The following is a 23,550-nucleotide window of genomic DNA, read 5'->3' on the forward strand; positions in this document are numbered from 1 at the left end:
TTCAATTTCATAGTGTTTCGGTGGTCATAGCGTTAGGGAAACGCCCGGTTACATTCCGAACCCGGAAGCTAAGCCTTTCAGCGCCGATGGTACTGCAGGGGGGACCCTGTGGGAGAGTAGGACGCCGCCGAACAATTTTTAGATGGGAAACCCCCGCACCTTATGGTGCGGGGGTTTTCTGCGTTCCGGGGCCGGTATGGGAAGGCCGGGCCGGCCGCCTTTTCAGAGGCGGCCGGCGGCTTTCAGGGCCAGGTAGGCGTCGGCCAGGGCGGGGGCGATTTCTGTTGGGGTTGCGTCTACGACTGTGACGCCGTGGTGCGTGAGCTGGTCCGCTGTGCGGCGGCGCTGTTCGAGGGCCTGGGTGGCGGCTGCGGATTCGTAGACCGCTTCGAGGGTTCCTCGGGCGGTCGTCATTTCGGCGACGTAGGGGTCGGCGACCGAGGCTACGAGGACCGTATGGCGTTGGGTGAGTTGGGGGAGCACGGGCAGGAGGCCTTCGCCGATCGGGGCGGCGTCCAGGGTGGTGAGCAGGACGATCAGGGAGCGGCGGGGGGCGTGTTTGAGGGCTGCGGCGCTCAGGCCGCGGGCGTCTGTTTCCACCAGCTCGGGTTCGAGAGGGGCCAGTGCGTTGACCAGGGAGGGGAGGATCTCTCCCGCTGAGCGGCCCTGGACCAGGGCTCGGGTGCGGCGGTCGTATGCGAGGAGGTCCACGCGGTCGCCGGCGCGTGAGGCGAGGGCGGCGAGGAGCAGAGCTGCGTCCATTGCCGCGTCCAGGCGAGGGACGTCACCGACCCGTCCCGCTGACGTGCGGCCCGTGTCCAGGACGATCAGGATGTGGCGGTCGCGTTCGGGACGCCAGGTGCGTACGGCGACGGTGCTCTGGCGGGCCGTGGCTCGCCAGTCGATGGAACGGGTGTCGTCGCCGGGGACGTACTCGCGGAGGCTGTCGAACTCTGTGCCTTCGCCGCGGGTCAACACGCTGGTGCGGCCGTCGAGTTCGCGCAGGCGGGCCAGGCGTGAGGGCAGGTGTTTGCGGCTGGTGAACGGCGGCAGGACGCGCACCGTCCAGGGGACGCGGTGGTGGCCTTGGCGGGCCGCGAGCCCCAGCGGGCCGTACGAGCGGACCGTGATGCGTTCTGCTTGGCGGTCGCCGCGGCGGGTGGGGCGGAGGGCCGTGGTGAGGCGGCGTCGTTCGCCGGCGGGGATCGTCAGGGTGTGGCGGGAGGCGGCCTGTTCCGTGCCGGGCGGCCAGGCGCTGGGGGGCCAGGCGTCGCGGAGTTGGGCGCGCAGGCGACGGGGGGACGGGTTGGTGACGGTGAGAAGGACTTCGGCCGGCTCGTCAACCCGAACTGATGTGTCACCGGTTCGGGTGAATTGGAGCTTTCGTACTGGTGCGGCCCGGGCGTAGTCGTACAGAATTGCGAGTGTGAGGGGGGTGTTCACGGCGAGGATCCCCGTCCAGCTGGGGGCGAGGATGCCGACGGGGAGGGAGCTGAGGGCTGCGAGGAGCGCGGCGCGTCCGGTGAGGGCCATGGGTGGATCCTCAGCGGGGGACGGGGACTTGGGCGAGGATCGCGTTGATGACGGAGTCGGCGGTGACGCCCTCCATCTCGGCCTCGGGGCGGAGTTGGATCCGGTGGCGGAGGGTCGGCAGCGCGAGGGCTTTGACGTCGTCGGGGATGACGTAGTCACGGCCGGTGAGCCAGGCCCAGGCCCGGGCGGTGGAGAGCAGCGCGGTGGCGCCTCGTGGGGAGACGCCGAGGGTGAGGGAGGGGGATTCTCTGGTGGCACGGCAGATATCGACCACGTAGCCGGAGATTTCCGGGGACACGGAGGTCTTGGCGACGGCGGTGCGGGCCGCTTCGAGGTCGGCGGGACCGGCGACGGGGCGTAGGCCGGCGGCCTGGAGGTCGCGGGGGTTGAAGCCGTCGGCGTGCCGGGTGAGCACGCTGATCTCGTCCTCGCGGGATGGGAGGGGGACGGTCAGCTTGAGGAGGAAGCGGTCGAGCTGGGCTTCCGGGAGGGGGTAGGTGCCTTCGTACTCGACCGGGTTCTGGGTGGCGGCCACCAGGAACGGGTCGGGCAGGGGGCGGGGGGTGCCGTCGACCGTGACCTGGCGTTCTTCCATCGCTTCGAGGAGCGAGGACTGCGTCTTGGGAGGGGTTCGGTTGATCTCGTCGGCGAGGAGCAGGTTCGTGAAGACCGGGCCGGACTGGAAGGAGAACTCGGCGGTGCGGGCGTCGTAGACCAGCGATCCCGTGATGTCGCTGGGCATGAGGTCGGGGGTGAACTGGACGCGCTTGGTGTCGAGTTGCAGGGAGGCGGCCAGGGCGCGGACCAGGAGGGTCTTCGCCACTCCGGGGACGCCTTCGAGGAGGACGTGGCCTCGGCAGAGGAGCGCGACGACCAGACCGGTCACGGCCGGGTCCTGACCGACCACGGCCTTTCCGATCTCGGCTCGCAGGGCCTCCAGTGAGGCTCGGGCCTGGTCCGAGTGGTCGGGGGTCTGCGGGGTCGGGGCGCTCATGAGGTGCGTACCTCTCGTTCTAGGGCGTCGAGTTCGTCTGCCAGGCGGATGAGGGCGGCGTCGTCGGCAGGGGACGGGCCGAAGAGCAGGGTACGGAGATCGTGTGCCGTGGTGGGGAGTTGGGCGGAGACGGCGGGGAGGAGGGCCTCGGGGGTGTGGGCCTCGCGGGGAGGGACGCCGAGGAGTGGGGCGAGACGGGCGCGGGCTGCCGAGCGGAGCACTTCGGCCGCGCGGTCGCGGGCGTTCGTCTTCCGGTAGAGGCGGGCGCGGCCCTCGGTGGCTTCCGAGGCGCGGAGTGTGACGGGGAGGCGTTCGGGGACCAGGGGGCCGAGGCGGCGGGCTCGCCATACGGCGGCCAGGGCTGCGGCCAGGAGGAGTTGGAGCGTTCCCCAGAGCCAGCCGGACGGGATGAGGTCGAAGAAGCTCTTGGTGCCGCCGTCGGTGGCGGAGGCGTCGGAGAGCGAGGGGAGGTACCAGACGAGGTGGGGGCGTGAGCCGAGGAGTTGCAGGGCGAGTGAGGCGTTGCCCTCGTCGTCGAGGCGATGGTTGAGAAGGATGTCGGGAGCGCCGAGCAGGACGGTGTCGCCGTGGCCGGCGGACGGGAGGGTGAGCACCGTGGGGAGGCCGTCGGCGGGGTAGCAGGCGGAGGCGCCGTTGCCGGGGGAGGAGTAGCTGATGCCGCCCGTGTCGGCGGGGCCCGCGCGGAGTGCGGCGGGCAGGTCGCAGCGCGGGGCGCGGGCGGAGACCTCGGCGGGGGCTATGGCCCGTACGCCGGGGGCGAGGGTGGAGACGGAGGGCGGGCCCGGGGAGAGGAGGACCGTGCGGCCGCCTGAATCGGAGATCGCCGAGTGGAGGGTCTTCTGTTGGTGGGGGGTGAGGAGGTCGGGGTTGGCCACCAGGAGGGTGGTGTCCGGGCCGGCCGCGGCGACGGTCGCGTCGAGTGTGGTGACGACCCGGGTGGAGACGCCGCGCTCCTTGAGGAGTTCGGCCACGGCGCGGCTGCCGTAGCGGTCGGCCGAGCGGGGGTCGAGGTTGCCGTGCTGGTCCCCGGAGCGGACGGCAGCGAGAGCGATGCCGGCTGCGAGGAGGACGGCGAGCGCGATCAGGAGACCGCGGGCCCGGGTCCACACCTGGCGCGCGGTGGGGGAGAGCGAGGTGGCGGGTGTGGTGGTGGTCATGGGGTGGCTCCCTGGGGAGCTTCGGCCAGCTGGGGTTTGGTGCGGTCCAGGTCGTGGTCGAGTGCGGTCAGGCGGAGGTACGCCTGCTCGTCCGCGGTGCGGCCGCCGTAGGTGATGCCGTCGAACTCGCGCGCTGCGGTGCGCAGTCGGTCCGCGTGCGCGGGGAGCGGGCGGGCTGCCTCTGCTGCCGCCTCGTCGGCGGTGCGGCCGGGGCGCGGGTCGAGCAGGGTGCGTTCTTCCAGGGAGCGGACGATGGCGCGCATCCGTTCCTGGACGGCGGGGGTCCAGGCGTGGTCTGCGGCGTGCGCCTCGGCGGCGGTGCGGTGTTCGGCCGCGGTGCGAGGGCGGTCGTCGAACAGGGTGGAGGCGGAGACCGGGAGCCGTTGGGGGGTGCCCAGACGCCACCAGAGGGCGGCGATCAGGGCGAGGACGAGGAGGATGATGACGACCAGACCGAGTACGCCTCCGGGGGCTGCCCCGGAGGCGGCGTCGAAGAGGCCGCCGAGCCAGTCCCAGAAGCGGTCGATGCCGCGGCGGAGCAGGCTCGGGTCGTTCTCGTGGTACATCGGTTTGGACAGTTCGCGCTTCGCCGCTTCGCGGGCAGGGTCGCGCGGAGTGTCCACCGGTGGTGTCGGTGCGTTGGTGAATGCGCGGGTCAGCAGCCGCGTTGTTGTCCAGCCCCCCGGAGCCGACACCGCATCAGCTCCCGGTGGTCTCGTACCCGGGCACGCCTGCGGCGCGCGCGAGTTCGAGGTCGAGGGCTTCGCGGCGGATGCGCTGGTCCACGTAGAGGAGGACCGTCACACCGGCGGAGATCGGGTAGGTGATCATCGAGGCGATCACCGCGCCGATGCCGCTGACGATCAGGAAGGGCCAGCCGAAGTCCGTGGTCGTCCCCGAGAACAGGTCGCTGAAGCTGTTGCCGTCCACGGCGATCGCGATCGCGGAGAACGGGATCCCGATGATCATGGAGACGACCAGGGTCAGCACCATCGTGAGCAGGGAGATGCCGAAGATCCGCCACCAGGTGCCGCGGACCAGCTTGGCCGAGCGGCGCAGCGAGGGGACGATGCCCCGTCGTTCCAGCATCAGGGCGGGGGACGCGAGGGAGAAGCGGACCATCAGCCAGATCACGACGACCACCGCTCCGAGTCCGCCGAGGACGGCGAGAGCCGCGCCCGCGGTCGAGCTGGCGAGTACGGCGACGAGGACGCCGGGGAGGATGCCGACGCCCACGATCGCACTGGCCATCAGGCCCAGGAGCAGGGTCAGTCCGAGCAGCCCGGCCAGCCTCGGTCGTGCTTCGGCCCAGGCCTCCTTGAGCGTCACCGAACGGCCGAGGACGGAGCGGCTGATCACCATCGTGAGCATCGCCGTGGTGAACAGCGTGCCGATGAGCGAGATGACCAGTGTGGGCGCCAGGGCGAGCATGCTGGACTGCATCGAGTCGATGGACTGGTTGATGGCTTCCGTGCCGGTCGCGTTGGGGTCGATCGACGGCGGGGTGGGCATCAGGTAGCGCTGGATCAGGATGTCCGCGAGCTGGGTGACCACGGCGACGGTGAGCGTGAGGCCCAGCACCGTACGCCAGTGGGCGCGCATCGTGGAGACCGCGCCGTCGAGGATCTCGCCGACCCCGAGGGGGCGCAGCGGGATCACGCCGGGCTTGGCCGCGGGCGGCTGTCCCCAGCCGCCGCCCTGCTGCGGGGCGCCCCAACCGCCGCCCTGGTGCGGGCCGTTCTGCCGAGGGCCGCCCTGGTACTGGTGTCCCCAGCCCTGGTTCGGCTGGGGTGCGGGGGGTGCGCCCGGGGTGTTCGGGGCGCTGGGAGGGGACCACTGGCCGGCGGGCGGCTGGGCGTCGGACCACTTCGGGGCGGCACCGGACTGGTCGGCGGGCTCGGCAGGCCGGGGCACGCCCGGGTCCTGGCCGTCGGAGGGGGCGGATCCGGGCGAGGCCCAGCCCGGAGAGTCGTTCACGGGAATTGCTCCTTCACGGTGCCCGTCCGCGGACGCGGCGGCAGGTTGCCAGCCATCGTGCCATGTGGGACGCGGCTGCGGATCAGGTGCTGCATCTCCTTTGCACCTTCAATTGTCGGTGGGTCACGGGGCAGACTGGGCGGATGGCCGATCAGGACGTGTACAGCCCTCAGGCATCCAAGCCGCCCGAGCTCCCTGCGCTGCGCTGGGACGAGCCGCCCGAGGGGCCCGTGCTGGTGCTCCTCGACCAGACGCGGCTGCCCGCCGAGGAGGTCGAGCTGGTGTGCACGGACGTGCCCGCGCTGGTGCTCGCCATCCAGACGCTGGCCGTCCGGGGGGCGCCGCTGCTGGGCATCGCCGGGGCGTACGGGGTCGCGCTCGCTGCCGTACGCGGGTTCGACGTGGACGAGGCGGCCGCGCTGCTCGCGGGGGCGCGGCCCACCGCCGTGAACCTCGGGTACGGGGTGCGGAGGGCCGCGGACGCCTATCGGGCGGCTCTGCAGAGCGAGGGGCCCGCGCAGGCGGCGCATGCAGCGCTCGCCGAGGCCCGGGCGCTGCACCGGGAGGACGCCGAGGCCAGTGCCCGCATGGCCGCACACGGCCTGGGGCTCCTCGACGAGCTGCTGCCCGGTGGCGGGCACCGGATCCTGACGCACTGCAACACCGGGGCGCTGGTCTCGGGCGGCGAGGGCACGGCCTTCGCGGTGGCGCTGGCCGCGCACCGGGCGGGCAGTCTGCGGCGGCTGTGGGTCGACGAGACGCGTCCGCTGCTGCAGGGGGCGCGGCTGACCGCGTACGAAGCGGCCAGGAACGGGATGGCGTACACCTTGCTCACCGACAACGCGGCGGGTTCGCTCTTCGCTGCGGGAGAGGTCGACGCGGTGCTGATCGGGGCGGACCGGATCGCCGCCGACGGGTCGGTCGCGAACAAGGTGGGGAGCTATCCGCTCGCGGTGCTCGCGAAGTACCACCATGTGCCGTTCATCGTGGTGGCTCCGGTCACGACGGTGGACCTGGAGACCCCGGACGGGGCCTCCGTCGAAGTGGAGCAGCGTCCGGGGCAGGAGGTCACGGAGTTCGCGGGTGGGGACGGTCCGGTGGCTCCGCTGGGAACGCAGGCGTACAACCCTGCGTTTGATGTCACACCCCCGGACCTCGTGACGGCGATCGTCACGGAAGAAGGAGTGCTGTCGCCCGTCACGGGCGCGGCGCTCGCGGAGCTGTGCGGCGGGGCCTCGCTCCGTGCGCGGTAAGGCTCCCGCCCGGTGGCCGGTCAGCAGGTGACATCAACGTCGTCGGATGTTGGTAGTCATCCGCAGGTGGCGACGGACGTTGTCACAGGTCGGTGACCTATCTCACCTCGGTCTATGCCTCTGAGATGCAAATGGGATGATGTCGATATGAAGGGACGAGTCCTTGTCGTCGATGACGACACCGCGCTGGCCGAGATGTTGGGCATTGTGCTGCGGGGAGAAGGTTTTGAACCGTCGTTTGTAGCGGACGGCGACAAGGCACTGGCTGCATTCCGTGACGCCAAGCCGGACCTGGTGCTGCTCGATCTGATGCTGCCCGGACGGGACGGCATCGAGGTCTGCAGGCTGATCAGGGCCGAGTCCGGGGTGCCGATCGTGATGCTCACGGCGAAGAGCGACACCGTCGATGTGGTGGTGGGGCTCGAATCCGGGGCCGACGACTACATCGTCAAGCCGTTCAAGCCGAAGGAGCTCGTCGCCCGGATCCGGGCGCGGCTGCGGAGGTCCGAGGAGCCGGCGCCTGAACAGCTGACGATCGGGGATCTGGTCATCGACGTGGCCGGGCACTCCGTGAAGCGGGAGGGGCAGTCCATCGCTCTGACTCCGCTGGAGTTCGATCTGCTCGTGGCGCTGGCCAGGAAGCCCTGGCAGGTGTTCACGCGCGAGGTGCTGCTCGAGCAGGTGTGGGGGTACCGGCACGCGGCGGACACCCGGCTGGTCAATGTGCACGTCCAGCGGCTGCGTTCCAAGGTCGAGAAGGACCCGGAGCGGCCGGAGATCGTGGTGACGGTGCGTGGTGTCGGGTACAAGGCCGGGCCGAGTTGATATGACGCGAGGCAGTGCTGCTCCGATACCCGGGGAGCCGGGAGTCCGTGCGGAGCGGCCTGCCGGTGCCCGGCAGAGGACTTCGAGGTTCGGGCGCTTTCTGGACGGGGGTCGGCTGCTCCAGGACGGGGCACCCGGCTCGCCCGTGCTGCGTCTTGTCGCGCGGTGGGTGCGGCGTCCGCTGCTGCCTGCCGTACGGCTGTGGCGGCGGAACATCCAGCTCAGGGTGGTCGCGGGCACGCTCGTGATGTCCCTCGGGGTGGTGCTGCTGCTCGGGCTTGTGGTCATCGGGCAGGTACGCAATGGGCTGCTCGATGCCAAGGGGAAGGCCGCGGTCAGTCAGGCCGCCGGCGGTTTCACCGTGGCGAAGGACAAGGCCAACCAGCCGGTGGCGTCGGGTGCGCAGGACGGGAGTGCGGCGAGCGACAAGGGTTCCTCCAACTGGCGGACCGACCTCGTGGAGCAGCTCGCCAGTGGCGGGCAGGGCGCGTACAACGTGGTGACTCTGGGGCCCGCCACGGACGAGGCGGGTGCCAGCAGCCTCGGCGAGCGCGGCACCGGGCGGGTGTTGACGGCGAGCGTTCCCCAGGAGCTGCGCAAGCGCGTGGACCAGGGGACGACGCCGTACCAGACGTACACCGAGATCAAGTACGAGGACGGGCGAGAGCCGCAGGCCGGGCTGATCGTGGGCCAGCGGCTCGAGGACGTCGATCATCAGCCGTACCAGCTCTACTACCTCTTCCCGCTGACGCAGGAGGAGAAGACGCTCAGTCTGGTCAAGACCACCTTGGCGACGGCCGGGCTGTTCGTCGTTGTGCTGCTGGGCGCCATCGCATGGCTGGTGGTGCGGCAGGTCGTCACGCCGGTGCGGATGGCCGCGGGCATCGCCGAGCGGCTGTCGGCGGGCCGGCTGCAGGAGCGGATGAAGGTCACCGGTGAGGACGACATCGCCCGGCTCGGTGAGGCCTTCAACAAGATGGCGCAGAACCTGCAGCTGAAGATCCAGCAGCTGGAGGATCTTTCGCGGATGCAGCGGCGGTTCGTGTCGGACGTTTCGCATGAGCTGCGGACGCCTCTGACCACTGTGCGGATGGCCGCCGATGTCATTCATGACGCGCGCAGCGATTTTGATCCGGTGACGGCACGGTCGGCGGAGCTTCTCGGTGAGCAGCTCGACCGGTTCGAGTCGTTGCTGGCCGATCTGCTGGAGATCAGCCGGTTCGACGCGGGGGCTGCTGCCCTGGAGGCCGAGCCGATAGATCTGCGGGAGACCGTACGGCGCGTGATCGCGGCGGCCGAGCCGCTGGCCGAGCACAAGGGCAGCCGGATCCGGGTCGTCGGGGATGCGCAGCCGGTGGTCGCCGAGGCCGATGCGCGGCGGATCGAGCGGGTGATGCGGAACCTGGTCGTCAACGCCGTCGAGCACGGTGAGGGCAAGGACGTGGTCGTGCGCTTCGGGGTCGCGGGCGGCGCTGTCGCCATCGCGGTGCGGGACTACGGCGTCGGGCTCAAGCCCGGCGAGGCCACGCGGGTCTTCAGCCGGTTCTGGCGGGCCGATCCGGCGCGGGCGCGGACCACTGGTGGTACGGGGCTCGGTCTTTCGATCGCCGTCGAGGACGCGCGGCTGCACGGCGGGTGGCTGCAGGCCTGGGGCGAGCCCGGTGGCGGGTCGCAGTTCAGGCTGACGTTGCCGCGTACGGCCGACGAGCCCTTGCGGGGCTCGCCGATACCACTCGAGCCCGAGGACTCGCGGCGCGGGCGGGAACAGGCGAAGGCGCAGGTCAGCGCGGAGCGGCTGGCTACCGTGCCGGTTCAGCCCGGCGCGGAGCGCTCGGCGCTGCCGATGCCGCCGCGGGCGATACCGGCCGATCCGACGGCTCTGCCGGGGAGCGGGGCGCGGGTGGTGGCGCGGCAGAGTGATTCCGTCACGCAGGCACAGGCTTCTGACCGGGAGGACACGGCCCGTGGGCGTTGAGGGTGGGGCATCGGGGCGGGGTGTGCGGGCGTACGTACTGCTCGGCTGCGGCGGTGTGCTGCTGGCCGGGTGTGCGTCGATGCCGACCTCCGGGGACATCAAGTCCGTGGATCCGTCGCAGCGGGCGGACTCCGAGGTCAAGGTGTACGCCGTGTCGCCGCAGGACGGTGCGCAGCCCGTCGACATCGTCGACGGCTTCCTGGAGGCCATGACCAGCGACGATCTGCAGTTCGCCACGGCCAGGAAGTATCTGACCAGTCAGGCGGCGAAGACCTGGGACCCGGCCGCCGAGACGACGGTGCTGACGGACGGGCCCAGCCGGGAGCCGGACCGGCAGCTCGACCGGGGAGGGCTGGACGGGTTCACCTACAAGCTGCGCGGTACCCAGGTCGCGGTGGTGGACCAACAGCACGCCTACCGGCCGGAGGCGGGGGCGTACGAGGAGACGATCCATCTCGTACGGCGGAACACCCCCGACGGCAAGGAGTGGCGGATCGACAGTCCGCCGAAGGGGCTGCTGCTCGGCCAGTCGGACTTCGTACGGAACTACCAGTCCGTCAACAAGTACTACTTCGCCTCGCTGCCGGCGTCCGGGTCCGGGAACTCCACCGGATCCACGGATTCGTCGCGACAGGACTGGCTGGTCGCCGATCCGGTCTACGTACGGAAGCGCATCGACCCCGAGTCGCGGATGGACTCGGTGACGCAGACGGTCGCCACGCTGCTCAGCGGGCCCACCAACTGGCTGAAGCCGGTGGTCGATTCGCGCTTCCCGACGGGTACGGCGCTGAAGGACGGCATCAAGTCGCTGACGTTCGACGACCGCAATGCGCTCAAGGTGCCGCTCAACGCGAAGGCGTCCCAGGTCGGGCAGGGGCAGTGCCGGAAGATGGCCGCTCAACTGCTTTTCACTCTGCGGGACTTGACGGCGTCCAAGGTCACGCAGGTGGAGCTGGAGCGCTCGGACGGCTCGCAGCTGTGTGTGCTCAGCTCCGACCAGGCGGAGGAGTTCTCGCCGGACCGCGCCTCGGGGACTGCGACTTCTGCGTACTTCATCAACGCCAAGGGGCATCTCGAACGGCTGCCTGGATCCGTCGCGTCCTCGACGGGTGCGGGGGATTCGACGGCGGGCAGCAGCAAGACGACGGAGGAGGTGCCCGGGCCGCTCGGCGCGGGACCGAAGACGCTGGACTCGGTCGCGGTGTCGCGTGACGACCGGCGGGCGGCGGCCGTCACCGTCTCCGGGCAGCAGCTCTACGCGGCATCGATCCTCTCCGACGGCGAGTTGGGCGATCCGTTGGTGACCAGCCAGGGGAAGCGGCCCGAGGACCGTCTCTCGGCGCCGAGTTGGGACGGTCTGGGCGACCTGTGGGTCGCCGACCGGGACCGTGCGCATGCGCGGCTGCTGCGTTTCGCCGGCGGCACCGGTGCGCCGCAGACCGTGAATGTCGCGGGTCTGGACGGTGCGCGGATCGAGTCGATCCGGATGTCGGCCGACGGCGTACGGATCGCGCTGCTCGTCTCCGAGGGCAAGAAGACGACGCTGAAGGTCGGCCGGGTGGAGCGGCAGAGCCACGGGGAGGACGGTGTGACCGTGTCCGTGAGTGAACTGAGGGACGCCGCCCCGCAGATGGCGGAGGTGACCGCCATGTCATGGGCCGGGCACAGCAGGCTCGTGGTGGTCGGCAAGGAATTCGGCGGGGTGCAGGAAGTGCGGTACATGCAGACGGACGGTTCGTCCGCGGCGACGATCCCCGGTGCGAACCGGGTCACGGCGGTGGCGGCGGCGGACGACAGTCGGCTCCCGCTGGTGGCGCTCTCGCAGGGTGACGGCATCGTGCGGCTGCCGTTCGGGGCCAATTGGAAGACGGTCGTTGAAAAGGGAGCCTCGCCCGTCTACCCGGGCTGACTCCGGCTGGACCGTGGGGAGTTGTCCACAGGAGTTGTCCACAGGGGTGGCCGGATGTGGTCCGTACGGTCACAGTGGAGTCCATGCGGGGGTGGTGGCGGGAAATCTCCGGCCTGGTGCTTCCGGTGGCCTGCGGTGGCTGCGGCAGGTCGCGTACGGCGCTGTGCGAGGAGTGCGCCGGGGCGCTCCACGGTGCCGCGGCGCGACGGGTGCGGCCCGATCCTGAACCGGTCGGGCTGCCGGTGGTGCATGCCGCCGCCGGGTACGAGGACGCGGTGCGGGCCGTGTTGCTCGGGCACAAGGAGCGGGGTGCGCTGGGGCTTGCGGGGGCGCTCGGCAGGGCGCTGGCCGGGGCCGTCAGGGCCTCTGCCCCGTACGCGGCGGGAACGGGACCGCTGCTGCTGGTGCCGGTGCCCTCGGCGCGGAGCGCGGTGCGGGCGCGCGGCCACGATCCGGCGCGGCGGATCGCTCTCGCGGCCTCCGCGGAGCTCCGCAGGACGGGGTCGCAGGCCAGGGTCCTCTCCGTGCTGCGACAGCGCCGTGCGGTGGCCGACCAGGCGGGGCTGAGCGCCCGGCAGCGGCTGGCGAATCTCTCCGGGGCGCTGGAGGCGGCAGCGGGTGGCGTACGGCTGCTGGCGGGCGGCCGGATCGTGCTGGTGGACGATCTGATGACGACCGGAGCCTCGCTGGTGGAGGCCGCGCGGGCCGTCGGGGAGGCGCGCGAATTCATGGGGGGCGGGGAACTGGGCGCGGCTGTGGTGGCGGCTCCGGTTTCTGCTTTCCGTTCTTTCCAGAAATAAACCGGAACTGATAGGCAACTTGCATCGTTGCAGGTAGTGAGAGGGAAGAGTCACCTGAACGGAGGTACGGCCCGGTAGCGGGTGCCGACACACGGTCCGGCGAGCTATGTTCGGTTGTGAGGAATCGCGAAAGCTGTGACTCACTGATTGCACGGACACGTGTGGATAAAGCACAGCTCTGGTGTCTTCCGTAACCCCTGAAGTTGGTGGGGTGGGGATCTTCCCTTTGGGGGAGGAGGAGGTGAAAGTCGCCAAGTCCGAGACTCCGGTGCTCACCGGGGTCTGGTGCAAGAGGGAGCTGCTCCGCCGATGAGCGGAGCGACCCGGGAACGGAGTTCTGCGTGGACATCGTCGTCAAGGGCCGCAAGACCGAGGTACCCGAGCGGTTCCGCAAGCACGTGGCCGAGAAGCTGAACCTGGAGAAGATCCAGAAGCTCGACGGCAAGGTGATCAGCCTCGACGTCGAGGTGTCCAAGGAGCCCAACCCGAGGCAGGCCGAGCGTTCCGACCGTGTGGAGATCACGCTCCACTCCCGGGGTCCGGTGATCAGGGCGGAGGCGGCGGCCGCCGACCCGTACGCAGCGCTGGATCTGGCCACGGGGAAGCTCGAGGCCCGGCTGCGCAAGCAGAATGAGAAGCGGCACAACAGGCGTGGCACCGGCAGGCTTTCGGCGGCCGAGGTCGTCGACACGGTGCCGGGTGTGGCGCACCTCGACGGCAGCGGTGACGTCGTCGCCGACCCGTCGGCGGCGGGCGCCGTGCCCACGACCAAAATGGGCTCGCTCGAGGTGCAGGGCGAAGGTCCGCTGGTCGTCAGGGAGAAGACGCACGTCGCAGCGGCGATGACGCTCGACCAGGCGCTCTACGAGATGGAGTTGGTCGGTCACGACTTCTATCTCTTCGTCGACGCGGAGACCAAGGAACCGAGTGTCGTCTACCGGCGGCACGCCTACGACTACGGCGTCATTCATCTGACGACGGACCCGCTGGCCGAGACCGACGCGGGTGGCGCCGGGGGCGCGCTCGGCGGGTGATGGTGCCGGATTGGCCGGATTAGCCGCTGTGGTGCCCCTGGGAGCTTTTTTGAGCCACCAGGGGCATCGCCGTGGGGACAATCGCTGCTCTGCCCTCCCGGCATGAAAGCATGGAGTCGCGCGCCAATAGGTGCTCTGTGAGCTGCGGTTGGCGCAGTAGGCCTTCAGGGGGAGGAACGATGGCGGACAGCTTCGGACCGGTGCGGGACGGCAGCATGGATGACGGCAGTGCCTCCGACGAGCCGGGCGTATCGCGCAAGGAGCCGATTCGGGTCCTCGTGGTCGACGACCATGCGCTGTTCCGGCGGGGTCTGGAGATCGTCCTGGCCGCGGAGGAGGACATCCAGGTCGTCGGCGAGGCGGGCGACGGGGCCGAGGCGGTCGACAAGGCCGCGGATCTGCTGCCCGACATCGTGCTGATGGACGTACGGATGCCGAAGCGGGGCGGTATCGAGGCCTGCACCTCCATCAAGGAGGTGGCGCCCAGCGCGAAGATCATCATGCTGACGATCAGCGATGAAGAGGCCGATCTGTACGACGCGATCAAGGCCGGTGCCACGGGATATCTGCTGAAGGAGATCTCGACCGACGAGGTGGCCACCGCGATTCGGGCGGTTGCCGACGGGCAGTCGCAGATCAGTCCTTCGATGGCGTCGAAACTGCTCACCGAGTTCAAGTCGATGATTCAGCGGACGGACGAGCGGCGTCTGGTGCCGGCGCCGCGGCTGACGGACCGCGAGCTCGAGGTGCTGAAGCTGGTGGCCACCGGGATGAACAACCGGGACATCGCCAAAGAGCTGTTCATCTCGGAGAACACCGTGAAGAACCATGTGCGGAACATCCTGGAGAAGCTGCAGCTGCACTCCAGGATGGAGGCCGTCGTCTACGCGATGCGGGAGAAGATCCTCGAGATCCGGTAGCCGGTAGTGCGTGCCTCAGACGCCGGTCAGGCTTGATACGGCCGCCTCGAGCGGGGCCCTCAGCTCCGGGGGGTCCACCCGCTCCACGCGCACCTGTGTGCAGCCCACCCAGCTCGCCGCCTCTGTGAGCGCCGCCGCCATGGGGGTCACCGCCTTCGCGTTCTTCAGGGAGAGCTGGCGTGCCACCAGCGTCGTTCCCTCGCGGGCCGGGTCGACCCGGCCCACCAGGTGGCCGCCCGCCAGCAGCGGCATCGCGAAGTAGCCGTGGATGCGCTTGGGCCGGGGGACGTACGCCTCCAGGCGGTGTGTGAAGCCGAAGATGCGCTCCGTGCGGGGGCGTTCCCAGATGAGGGAGTCGAAGGGCGACAGGAGCGTCGTGCGGTGACGGCCACGGGGCGTCGTGGCCAGGGCCTCCGGTGAGGCCCACGCCGGCTTGTCCCAGCCCTGGACGGTGACCGGGACCAGGCCCGAGTCGGCGACCACCGCGTCGAACTGCTCGGCCTTGAGGCGGTGGTAGTCCGCGATGTCCGAGCGGGTGCCCACGCCCAGTGCGTCGCCCGCGAGGCGGACCAGGCGGCGGAGGCATTCCGCGTCGTCGAGGTCGGTGTCGAGGAGGTCGGTGGGGATTGCCCGTTCCGCCAGGTCGTAGACGCGCTTCCAGCTGCGGCGCTCGGTGCAGACCACGTCGCCGTACATCAGAGCCCGCTCGACGGCGATCTTCGAATCCGACCAGTCCCACCACTCGCCGCCGTTCTTCGCACCGCCCAACTCCGTTGCGGTGAGCGGTCCTTCGGCGCGGAGCTGCTTGATCACCTGGTCGTACGCGGACTGCGGGAGGTCGTGGTGCCACTGGGGGCGGTCGCGGTAGGCGCGGCGGCGGAAGGCGAAGTGCGGCCACTCCTCGACGGGGAGGATGCAGGCCGCGTGCGACCAGTACTCGAAGGAGTGAGGTCGTGTCGGAGACGCGCCATCAGATACGCCGGTCCAGTAGGCGTCCTCGACCGTACGGCGGCCCAGGGGGCCCAGGCGTGCGTACGGAATCAGCTCGTGCGAGCGGGCGAGGACCGAGATCGTGTCGAGCTGCACCGCGCCCAGGTGCCGCAGCACACCGCGCGCCCCGCCCCTGCGGTCGGGGGCGCCGAGGAATCCCTGGGCGCGCAGGGCGATACGACGGGCTTCGTCCGCGGACAGCTCTGTGGGTGCCATGGGAAAGACTTTAGGAGGTGGCACTGACATACGGCTGTGAGCTGGGAAGACCGAGATCGCCGGGGAGCAGCGCGCCCAGCCAGGCGTCGCGCAGCGTGCCGCGGTGCGGCAGTCCGGCCCGCAGCACGCCCTCGATCCGGAAGCCGGCCCGTTCCGCGACGGCCCGCGAGGCGTTGTTGCCCACCTCCGCCCGCCACTCGAGGCGCCCGGCGTCCAGTGCGGTGAAGGCCCAGTGGGCGAGCGCGCCGACCGCCTCGGTGATGTAGCCGTGGCCGCGGTACTCCTTCGCCGTCCAGAAGCCGGTCTCCCAGGCGCCGGGCGGGACACTGTGGAGGTTGAGGGAACGGTGGAGGTTGAGCGAGGCGAGGAGCGGACCGCCGTCCCGCGGGACCACCGCGAAGTTGTACGCCGAGTCCGTCCGCCAGCCCTCCGGCGCCATCTGCTCGATGAAGAACTCCGCATGGATCCGCTCGTACGGCGACGGGACGGTCGTCCAGCGCTGGATCGCCGGGTCCTGGCAGGCCTCGTACGTGGCCTGGATGTCGCGGGCGTCCAGAGGGCGCAGCAGGAGGCGCTCGGTGGTCAGGGTCACGGGATCCATCGGCTGATTCTGCGCCCTTGCCTCAGCGGGCCGCCAGGCCTTTTGGCCGTCGCTCCGGCACCTTCTGGCTGCTCCGGACGTTCTCCTTGACAGTGGACCTCCCGGGGCGGCGGGGTCCTCGCATACGATGGCCGTTGCTCAGGCTGTCGTTTGAGCATTCCGACCGAGCCAGGCCCGACCGGCAAGGAGACCAACCCCCGTGTCCGTCTTCAACAAGCTCATGCGTGCAGGCGAAGGAAAGATCCTGCGCAAGCTGCACCGCATTGCGGACCAGGTCAACTCCATCGAAGAGGACTTCGTCAACCTCTCCGACGCCGAGCTGCGGGCCCTCACCGACGAGTACAAGGAGCGGTACGCCGACGGCGAGAGCCTCGACGACCTGCTGCCCGAGGCCTTCGCGACCGTCCGTGAGGCCTCCAAGCGCGTCCTGGGACAGCGTCACTACGACGTCCAGATGATGGGCGGCGCCGCCCTGCACCTCGGGTACGTCGCCGAGATGAAGACCGGTGAGGGCAAGACCCTCGTCGGCACCCTCCCGACGTACCTCAACGCGCTGTCCGGCAAGGGCGTGCACCTGATCACGGTGAACGACTACCTGGCCGAGCGCGACTCCGAGATGATGGGCCGCGTCCACAAGTTCCTCGGTCTCGAGGTCGGCTGCATCCTGGCGAACATGACTCCGGCGCAGCGCCGTGAGCAGTACGCCTGCGACATCACGTACGGCACGAACAACGAGTTCGGCTTCGACTACCTCCGCGACAACATGGCGTGGTCCCAGGACGAGCTCGTCCAGCGCGGCCACAACTTCGCCGTGGTCGACGAGGTCGACTCGATCCTGGTCGACGAGGCCCGTACGCCGCTGATCATCTCCGGCCCCGCCGACCAGGCCACCAAGTGGTACGGCGACTTCGCGAAGCTCGTCACCCGCCTGGCCAAGGGCGAGCCGGGCAACCCGCTGAAGGGCATCGAGGAGACCGGCGACTACGAGGTCGACGAGAAGAAGCGCACCGTCGCCATCCACGAGCCCGGCGTCGCCAAGGTCGAGGACTGGCTCGGCATCGACAACCTGTACGAGTCGGTGAACACGCCTCTGGTGGGTTACCTCAACAACGCCATCAAGGCCAAGGAACTCTTCAAGAAGGACAAGGACTACGTCGTCATCGACGGCGAAGTCATGATCGTCGACGAGCACACCGGCCGTATCCTCGCCGGCCGCCGCTACAACGAGGGCATGCACCAGGCGATCGAGGCGAAGGAAGGGGTGGACATCAAGGACGAGAACCAGACCCTCGCCACGATCACCCTGCAGAACTTCTTCCGCCTCTACAGCAAGCTCTCCGGCATGACCGGTACGGCCATGACCGAGGCCGCGGAGTTCCACCAGATCTACAAGCTCGGCGTCGTCCCGATCCCGACGAACAAGCCGATGGTCCGCATGGACCAGTCCGACCTCATCTTCCGTACCGAGGTCGCGAAGTTCGACGCGGTCGTCGAGGACATCGCGGAGAAGCACGAGAAGGGCCAGCCGATCCTGGTCGGCACCACCTCGGTCGAGAAGTCCGAGTACCTCTCGCAGCAGCTCTCCAAGCGCGGCGTCCAGCACGAGGTCCTCAACGCCAAGCAGCACGACCGTGAGGCGCCGATCATCGCCCAGGCCGGCCGCAAGGGCGCCGTCACCGTGGCCACCAACATGGCCGGCCGCGGTACGGACATCAAGCTCGGCGGCAACCCCGACGACCTCGCCGAGGCGGAGCTGCGCCAGCGCGGTCTCGACCCGGACGAGAACGTGGAGGAGTGGGCCGCGGCCCTGCCCGCCGCGCTGGAGAAGGCCGAGCAGGCGGTCAAAGCCGAGCACGACGAGGTCAAGGACCTCGGCGGTCTGTACGTACTCGGCACCGAGCGCCACGAGTCGCGGCGTATCGACAACCAGCTGCGCGGTCGTTCCGGCCGTCAGGGCGACCCGGGCGAGTCCCGGTTCTACCTCTCGCTCGGTGACGACCTGATGCGTCTGTTCAAGGCGCAGATGGTCGAGCGCGTGATGTCGATGGCGAACGTGCCCGACGACGTACCGATCGAGAACAAGATGGTCACGCGGGCGATCGCCTCCGCGCAGTCGCAGGTCGAGCAGCAGAACTTCGAGACGCGCAAGAACGTCCTGAAGTACGACGAGGTGCTCAACCGCCAGCGCGAGGTCATCTACGGCGAGCGCCGCCGCGTCCTGGAGGGCGAGGACCTGCACGAGCAGGTGCAGCACTTCATGGACGACACCATCGACGCCTACATCCAGGCCGAGACGGTCGAGGGCTTCGCCGAGGAGTGGGACCTGGACCGGCTGTGGGGCGCCTTCAAGCAGCTCTACCCGGTGAAGGTCACCGTCGACGAGCTGGAGGACGCGGCCGGGGACCGGGCGGGCATCACCGCCGAGTTCATCGCCGAGTCCATCAAGGACGACATCCACGAGCAGTACGCGGGCCGCGAGGAGCAGCTCGGGTCGGACATCATGCGTGAGCTGGAGCGGCGCGTGGTGCTGTCCGTACTGGACCGCAAGTGGCGTGAGCACCTCTACGAGATGGACTACCTCCAGGAGGGCATCGGCCTCCGGGCCATGGCGCAGAAGGACCCGCTGGTCGAGTACCAGCGCGAGGGCTTCGACATGTTCAACGCCATGATGGAGGGCATCAAGGAGGAGTCCGTCGGCTACCTGTTCAACCTGGAGGTCCAGGTCGAGCAGCAGGTCGAGGAGGTTCCGGTGCAGGACGCGGCCGAGAAGACCTCGCTGGACAAGGACGACGCCGTGCCTGCGGGCGCTGCCCGTCCGGAGATCCGTGCCAAGGGTCTCGACGCCCCGCAGCGGCCCGACCGGCTGCACTTCTCGGCTCCGACCGCCGAGGGCGGCGTCGTCGAGGGCGACTTCGAGAACGGTGACGGACCGGCCCGGTCCGAGGCCGACGGCCTGACCCGCGCCGAGCGCCGCAAGGCCCAGAAGGGCGGCGGCGGGCGCCGTCGCAAGAAGTAGGTTTCAACCTGTTGATGTGCTGGGGCCGGACACTTTCGGGTGTCCGGCCCCAGCTCTTGTTCTACGCGGGGACCCGCTCGCCGCCCAGTTCCACCGCGGCGCAGCGCCAGCGGAGGTCGGCGCCCTGCTCCAGGCGGAAGGCCATGGCGCTGACATGCTCGCCGGCCGTGATGGTGACCGCTGCCTCGACCACTCCCGGGCGAGGGTGGCCGTACCACCGGCACGGGAGCAGGACGGGGCGGGCGTCGCCGTTGAGGAACGGGGTGTGCGGGGCGAGATCGATCAGCTGCTGGTACGCCTCGCCGACAGTGAAGTTCAGCATCCAGTGCACGGGCTTCTGTCCGCTGAGCACGGCCAGGAGTCTCTCCGCGAACAGTTCGTGCGGCCGTGGGCCGCGCTGTCCCGGCCTGCGCTGGTCCCGCCTGTTTGCGGGCCTTGTGATGGTCATGTGCGCCCCCGTTCTGCAGGGCCCGGCGGTGAATGAATACCGGGCGGTAACTTTCTGCTTGGGGACCTTCTACAGCCGGTGATCGGCGGGCGGCAAGGGTGGCGCCCGCGGGCTGCCGAGGGCGTACGGAATCACCTATCCGGGTGGCGGGGCGGCCGCGAACGTATCCTGGAGCCCCGTATACGAACGACGAAAGCAGCCCGCCATGCGCGTGTACGTCCCCCTGACCCTCTCCGGTCTCGCAGCGGCGCACACGGCGGGCGAGCTCGGGCCCGCGCCGCTCACCGCCTATGCCGTCACGCCCGCGCTGCGCGAGTGGTACGTCTCGGACGACATCGAGGAGCTGGAGTACGCGGCGCTCAACCGGGCCGCCTCCGCCTCGCTGCGGCTGCTCGCAGGGGACCCGGGGGCCGTGCGGCGCCGGGTCGTCGTCGCCGTCGACATCCCCGACGGCTCCGCGGCCGCCGACCCCGACCGGTCCCTGGACGCGGCCGCGCTCGGCGAGGTGCGGATCGCCTCCGCGGTACCGCTCGCCAAGGCGGCGGCCGTGCACGTCGACGCCGACGACGCCGAGGGCGACGTGACCGCCGCGGCCGGGGCGCTGGGCGCCGCCGACCAGGGTGACGAGGACGCGCAGTTCACGGTGGACGGTGCCGAGGACCACGAGCTGCTCTGGTTCGGTGTGCAGGAGATCTCCCACCTCATCGGCTGACTGTCAGTCCCTGCGGGTACGGTTTTCTCCATGGGGACGCATCTGGTGTGGGACTGGAACGGCACGCTGTTCGACGACAACGAGGCGGTCATCGTCGCGACCAACGCTGCCTTCGCGGAGCTGGGCATGGCGCCGATCACGCTCGAGCGCTACCGCGAGCTGTACTGCGTGCCCGTACCGCGCTTCTACGAGCGCCTGTTGGGGCGGCTGCCGACCGAGGCGGAGTGGGTCGTCATGGACGAGGCCTTCCACCGGCACTACTGGGCGGGTGCCGAGCAGGCCGGACTGACCCTGGGGGCCAGGGAGTTGCTGGCCGACTGGCAGTCCGCCGGGCTCACCCAGTCGCTGTGCTCGCTGGCCCCGCACGAACACCTCATACCGATCGTGCGGACGCACGGCATCGAAGAGCGCTTCGTCCGGGTGGACGGCCGGGTGGGCCCCTCCAACACGGGCAAGGCCGAGCACATGATGCGCCATCTCGCCGGCCTGGAGGGCGTCGACCCCGCCAGGGTCGTCGTCATCGGGGACGCGGTCGACGATGCGCGGGCCGCGCAGCACGTCGGGGCGCGCGCCGTCCTGTACACCGGGGGGTCGCACAGCCGGGGCAGCCTGGAGGCGGCGGGGGTGCCGGTCGTGGACTCGCTGGCCGAAGCGGTGGAGCTGGCGCAGGAGTTGGCCGCGTAGGAGGTTTTGCCCCGGAGGCCACGATCGGGGGGTGCGGCGGGAACATCTGTCGCGGGGTGTGCCCTCTCGCCTACGCTGGGTCGTTATGCAGCTCGGCTACGTGCAGCGGCGCGCCGGTGAACTTCCGGCCGAGGTCACCGGATTCGTGGGCAGGCAAGGCGAACTGGAGCAGCTGAACGCCCTGTTGGCGCGCGAGCGGCTGGTCACTCTGGCCGGGCCCGGCGGGGTGGGCAAGAGCCGGATCGCGCTGCGGGCCGCCGCCGCGGTCAAGGGGCTCTGCCCGGACGGGACCTGGCTCGCCGAACTGTCCTCCCTGCGCGACGCCGAACTCCTCCCGCACACCCTGGCCACGCTCCTCGGCCTCGCCCAGCAGGACGGCCGGCCCGCCCTGGACGCGCTGGTCGACCACCTCCACGACCGGAAACTCCTGATCGTTCTCGACACCTGTGAGCATCTCGTCGACGCGTGCGCGATGCTCGCCGACATCCTGCTGCGCGAGACCCAGGGCGTACGGCTGCTCGTCACCAGTCGGCAGCCGCTCGACGTCCCCGGCGAGCACACCCTGGCCGTGCCGCCGCTCCCCGAGTCCGACGCCGTACGGCTCTTCGCGCAGCGGGCGGCCGCCGTCGACCCCGACTTCGTCCTCACCGAGGCCAACCGCCCCGGAGTCAGCGCGCTGTGTCGCCGCCTCGACGGGATCCCGCTCGCCATCGAGCTCGCCACCGTACGGCTGCGCGCCCTGCCCCTCACCGAGCTCACCGCCCGGGTCGAGGACCGCTTCCGGCTGCTCACCGGCGGCCGGCGCACCGCCCTGCCCCGCCATCAGACGCTCCGTACCGCCATCGACTGGTCCTACGAGCTGTGCGGCGAGGCGGAGCGGCTGCTCTGGGCGCGGCTCTCGGTCTTCGCGGGCTCCTTCGACCTGGCGGCCGTCGAAGCGGTCTGCGCAGGGGACGGGATCGGGGACGGGATCGGGGACGGGGAGGCCGTCGAGACGCTCATCGGGCTCGTCGACAAGTCCGTGGTGCTGCGGATCGACCGGGCCGGGTCGCGCTACCGGCTGCTCGACACCCTGCGCGAGTACGGGGCCGAGCGCCTTCAGGGGCAGGGCGGGGCGGATGCTGTCGCGGCGGTGCGGCGGTTGCACCGTGATCATTATTTGCGGGCCGCCGAGCGCTTCGACCGGTGCTTCCACACCGGTGAGCAGGCGCCGATGTACCTCGCGCTCTGCCGGGACGGCGAGAACATACGCGGCGCCCTGGAGTTCTCCTTCTCCGAAGAGGGCGAGGCGGTGTCAGGGCTGGCGCTGGCCGGACTGCTCGGCTGGTACTGGACGACGTCCGGGCAGCCGGCCGAGGGCGTGTACTGGCTCGGCAAGGGGCTTGGGCTGGTGCGCGAGCCCTGCTCTGAGCGCTGCCGCGGACTGCTTGAGTTCGGGTCCTTCGGGCTCTGGCAGGGCGACATGGACAGAGCCCTGACGTACTTCAGGGAGGCTCTCGCGCTGGCGGAGGCGCTCGGTGACCTGGCGCTTCAGGGGCGGCTGCTGGCCGATCTGGGCGGTACGTACGGGCTGCTCGGGGACAACAGGCTCTGCGCCGAGTACACGGGCCGAGGGCGGCGGCTGATGGAGGACGCGGGGGACTCGTACGGGCTCATCGGGTACGCGTACCAGATGGCCTTCCTGCGGGCCGTCCAAGGTGATGCCGAGGAGGCGCTGCGGCTCTGCGACGAGGCGCTGCGGCTCCTCGGGGACGACAACCGCGAATGCATCGTGCGGGGGCACACGCTGACCGTGAAGGCCTTCGTCAGCTGGTTCACGGGGGATATGGGCGGGGCCAGGGAGCAGATCGGGGCGGCGCTCGCGCTCAAGCGCGAGGTGCGGGAGGTGTTCGGGGTCGCGCACTGCCTGGCGGTGCTGGCGTGGGTCGCGCACGGGGAGGGGCGGGCCGGGCGCGCGGCGTGGATGCTCGGGGCGGCCGCGGCGCTCTGGGAGCGGACCGGGAGCGTGCTGTTCGGGGTGGGCGTGCTCATTGAGGAGCACGGGAGGGTGGAGGCGGCGGTACGGGGGGAGTTGGGGGCGGGGGAGTACCGGGCGGCCTTCGCGGCGGGGTACGCGATGGAGCCTGAGCGGGCTGCGGAGCTGGCGCTGCGCGGGGCGGACGGGGTGGGCGAGGCGCCTCGGGCCGTGGGCGCCGGTGCGCACGATGTGTTGACCCGGCGCGAGCGGGAGGTGGCTTCGATGGTGGTGGCGGGGCTTTCCAATCGGGAGATCGCCGAGCGGTTGGTGGTGTCGAAGCGGACTGTGGATGCGCATGTGGAGCACATCTTCGCGAAGCTGGGGATTTCGTCCCGGGCTGAGATCGGTGGGCCTGGGGCGGGGTGAGCCTGGGCCGCCGCTGCGCGGAGCGGGTCCCCGAGCCCGCCCCTTCCCGAAACCGGGGCTCCGCCCCGGACCCCGTAAAAGATGTCCTCAATCGCCGGACGG

General features: G+C 70.3%; 19 protein-coding genes and 1 rRNA gene. 12 read left to right on the forward strand and 8 right to left on the reverse strand.

The window, feature by feature from the left end:
• Positions 1 to 16: 16 nt before the first annotated feature.
• Positions 17 to 133: ribosomal RNA gene (rrf, locus tag OG707_RS24770) — 5S ribosomal RNA — on the forward strand.
• An 89-nt stretch (positions 134 to 222) separates the two neighbouring features.
• Here the strand turns inward: rrf and OG707_RS24775 are convergent.
• Genes OG707_RS24775 through OG707_RS24795 form a run of 5 tightly spaced genes read right to left on the reverse strand, consistent with a single transcriptional unit; the run spans position 223 to position 5,682 of the window.
• Positions 223 to 1,533 carry a DUF58 domain-containing protein gene (locus OG707_RS24775; protein ID WP_329121878.1) on the reverse strand — a complete coding sequence of 437 codons (1,311 nt, stop codon included), beginning with the start codon at positions 1,531 to 1,533 and terminating at the stop codon, positions 223 to 225.
• Positions 1,534 to 1,543: 10 nt separating this feature from the next.
• Entirely contained in the window at positions 1,544 to 2,527 is a 984-nt protein-coding gene (locus OG707_RS24780; protein WP_329121880.1) for an AAA family ATPase, read from the reverse strand.
• Positions 2,524 to 3,705, reverse strand: coding sequence for a DUF4350 domain-containing protein (locus OG707_RS24785; RefSeq protein WP_329121882.1), 1,182 nt, complete (start codon positions 3,703 to 3,705; stop codon positions 2,524 to 2,526). Before OG707_RS24785 ends, OG707_RS24780 begins: the two co-directional genes overlap by 4 nt.
• A complete protein-coding gene (locus OG707_RS24790) occupies positions 3,702 to 4,400 on the reverse strand; it encodes a DUF4129 domain-containing protein (protein WP_443071384.1) in 699 nt (232 codons plus the stop codon). Before OG707_RS24790 ends, OG707_RS24785 begins: the two co-directional genes overlap by 4 nt.
• Before the next feature lie 4 nt (positions 4,401 to 4,404).
• A complete protein-coding gene (locus OG707_RS24795) occupies positions 4,405 to 5,682 on the reverse strand; it encodes a DUF7544 domain-containing protein (protein ID WP_329121883.1) in 1,278 nt (425 codons plus the stop codon).
• A gap of 143 nt (positions 5,683 to 5,825) precedes the next feature.
• Here OG707_RS24795 and mtnA point away from each other — a divergent pair, with 143 nt between their 5' ends.
• The 7 genes from mtnA to OG707_RS24830 all read left to right on the forward strand — a co-directional run bounded on the left by mtnA (position 5,826) and on the right by OG707_RS24830 (position 14,398).
• Entirely contained in the window at positions 5,826 to 6,935 is a 1,110-nt protein-coding gene (mtnA, locus tag OG707_RS24800) for an S-methyl-5-thioribose-1-phosphate isomerase (RefSeq protein ID WP_329121885.1), read from the forward strand.
• A gap of 147 nt (positions 6,936 to 7,082) precedes the next feature.
• Complete coding sequence (mtrA, locus tag OG707_RS24805; RefSeq protein ID WP_329121888.1) at positions 7,083 to 7,760, forward strand: two-component system response regulator MtrA; 678 nt, start codon at positions 7,083 to 7,085, stop codon at positions 7,758 to 7,760.
• 1 nt (position 7,761) lies between these two features.
• Entirely contained in the window at positions 7,762 to 9,735 is a 1,974-nt protein-coding gene (mtrB, locus tag OG707_RS24810) for an MtrAB system histidine kinase MtrB (protein WP_329121890.1), read from the forward strand.
• A 79-nt stretch (positions 9,736 to 9,814) separates the two neighbouring features.
• Positions 9,815 to 11,644 (forward strand): LpqB family beta-propeller domain-containing protein, encoded by a 1,830-nt coding sequence (locus OG707_RS24815; protein ID WP_329127958.1) that lies wholly within the window; start codon positions 9,815 to 9,817, stop codon positions 11,642 to 11,644.
• 83 nt (positions 11,645 to 11,727) lie between these two features.
• Positions 11,728 to 12,444: a ComF family protein gene (locus tag OG707_RS24820; protein WP_329121891.1), complete on the forward strand. Its 717-nt coding sequence runs from the start codon at positions 11,728 to 11,730 to the stop codon at positions 12,442 to 12,444.
• 341 nt (positions 12,445 to 12,785) lie between these two features.
• Positions 12,786 to 13,478, forward strand: coding sequence for a ribosome hibernation-promoting factor, HPF/YfiA family (gene hpf, locus OG707_RS24825; RefSeq protein WP_329121893.1), 693 nt, complete (start codon positions 12,786 to 12,788; stop codon positions 13,476 to 13,478).
• Positions 13,479 to 13,657: 179 nt separating this feature from the next.
• Entirely contained in the window at positions 13,658 to 14,398 is a 741-nt protein-coding gene (locus OG707_RS24830) for a response regulator transcription factor (protein ID WP_329121896.1), read from the forward strand.
• Positions 14,399 to 14,413: 15 nt separating this feature from the next.
• Here OG707_RS24830 and OG707_RS24835 read toward each other — a convergent pair whose 3' ends face one another.
• Both OG707_RS24835 and OG707_RS24840 read right to left on the reverse strand, forming a co-directional pair.
• A complete protein-coding gene (locus tag OG707_RS24835) occupies positions 14,414 to 15,634 on the reverse strand; it encodes a winged helix-turn-helix domain-containing protein (protein ID WP_443071385.1) in 1,221 nt (406 codons plus the stop codon).
• Positions 15,615 to 16,205, reverse strand: coding sequence for a GNAT family N-acetyltransferase (locus OG707_RS24840; protein ID WP_329121900.1), 591 nt, complete (start codon positions 16,203 to 16,205; stop codon positions 15,615 to 15,617). The genes OG707_RS24835 and OG707_RS24840 overlap by 20 nt, the downstream gene beginning before the upstream one ends.
• A 199-nt stretch (positions 16,206 to 16,404) precedes the next feature.
• On the opposite strand from OG707_RS24840, the gene secA reads away from it, so the two are divergent.
• Positions 16,405 to 19,221: a preprotein translocase subunit SecA gene (gene secA, locus OG707_RS24845; RefSeq protein ID WP_329121902.1), complete on the forward strand. Its 2,817-nt coding sequence runs from the start codon at positions 16,405 to 16,407 to the stop codon at positions 19,219 to 19,221.
• Positions 19,222 to 19,282: 61 nt separating this feature from the next.
• Here the strand turns inward: secA and OG707_RS24850 are convergent, their stop codons facing one another.
• A complete protein-coding gene (locus tag OG707_RS24850; protein WP_329121904.1) occupies positions 19,283 to 19,669 on the reverse strand; it encodes an Rv3235 family protein in 387 nt (128 codons plus the stop codon).
• A gap of 205 nt (positions 19,670 to 19,874) precedes the next feature.
• On the opposite strand from OG707_RS24850, the gene OG707_RS24855 reads away from it, so the two are divergent.
• The 3 genes from OG707_RS24855 (at position 19,875) to OG707_RS24865 (ending at position 23,448) form a co-directional block, all read left to right on the forward strand.
• On the forward strand, positions 19,875 to 20,381 hold the full coding sequence (locus OG707_RS24855) for a DUF6912 family protein (RefSeq protein WP_329121906.1): 507 nt from the start codon (positions 19,875 to 19,877) through the stop codon (positions 20,379 to 20,381).
• A gap of 30 nt (positions 20,382 to 20,411) precedes the next feature.
• The gene (locus tag OG707_RS24860) at positions 20,412 to 21,065 is read left to right on the forward strand and encodes an HAD family hydrolase (RefSeq protein ID WP_329121909.1); all 654 of its coding nucleotides are present in this window, start codon (positions 20,412 to 20,414) and stop codon (positions 21,063 to 21,065) included.
• 85 nt (positions 21,066 to 21,150) lie between these two features.
• On the forward strand, positions 21,151 to 23,448 hold the full coding sequence (locus tag OG707_RS24865; protein ID WP_329121911.1) for an ATP-binding protein: 2,298 nt from the start codon (positions 21,151 to 21,153) through the stop codon (positions 23,446 to 23,448).
• Positions 23,449 to 23,550: the final 102 nt, after the last annotated feature.

The organism is Streptomyces sp. NBC_01465 (assembly GCF_036227325.1).
Taxonomy (GTDB): domain Bacteria; phylum Actinomycetota; class Actinomycetes; order Streptomycetales; family Streptomycetaceae; genus Streptomyces.

Coding starts and splice junctions, on each gene's coding strand:
- OG707_RS24860 (WP_329121909.1), top strand. CDS start 20,412: ATGGGGACGCATCTGGTGTGGGACTGGAACGGCACGCTGTTCGACGAC.
- OG707_RS24815 (WP_329127958.1), top strand. CDS start 9,815: ATGCCGACCTCCGGGGACATCAAGTCCGTGGATCCGTCGCAGCGGGCG.
- OG707_RS24820 (WP_329121891.1), top strand. CDS start 11,728: ATGCGGGGGTGGTGGCGGGAAATCTCCGGCCTGGTGCTTCCGGTGGCC.
- OG707_RS24835 (WP_443071385.1), bottom strand. CDS start 15,634: ATGTCAGTGCCACCTCCTAAAGTCTTTCCCATGGCACCCACAGAGCTG.
- OG707_RS24855 (WP_329121906.1), top strand. CDS start 19,875: ATGCGCGTGTACGTCCCCCTGACCCTCTCCGGTCTCGCAGCGGCGCAC.
- OG707_RS24780 (WP_329121880.1), bottom strand. CDS start 2,527: ATGAGCGCCCCGACCCCGCAGACCCCCGACCACTCGGACCAGGCCCGA.
- mtnA (WP_329121885.1), top strand. CDS start 5,826: ATGGCCGATCAGGACGTGTACAGCCCTCAGGCATCCAAGCCGCCCGAG.
- OG707_RS24775 (WP_329121878.1), bottom strand. CDS start 1,533: ATGGCCCTCACCGGACGCGCCGCGCTCCTCGCAGCCCTCAGCTCCCTC.
- OG707_RS24830 (WP_329121896.1), top strand. CDS start 13,658: ATGGCGGACAGCTTCGGACCGGTGCGGGACGGCAGCATGGATGACGGC.
- mtrA (WP_329121888.1), top strand. CDS start 7,083: ATGAAGGGACGAGTCCTTGTCGTCGATGACGACACCGCGCTGGCCGAG.
- mtrB (WP_329121890.1), top strand. CDS start 7,762: ATGACGCGAGGCAGTGCTGCTCCGATACCCGGGGAGCCGGGAGTCCGT.
- OG707_RS24785 (WP_329121882.1), bottom strand. CDS start 3,705: ATGACCACCACCACACCCGCCACCTCGCTCTCCCCCACCGCGCGCCAG.
- OG707_RS24865 (WP_329121911.1), top strand. CDS start 21,151: ATGCAGCTCGGCTACGTGCAGCGGCGCGCCGGTGAACTTCCGGCCGAG.
- OG707_RS24850 (WP_329121904.1), bottom strand. CDS start 19,669: ATGACCATCACAAGGCCCGCAAACAGGCGGGACCAGCGCAGGCCGGGA.
- OG707_RS24840 (WP_329121900.1), bottom strand. CDS start 16,205: ATGGATCCCGTGACCCTGACCACCGAGCGCCTCCTGCTGCGCCCTCTG.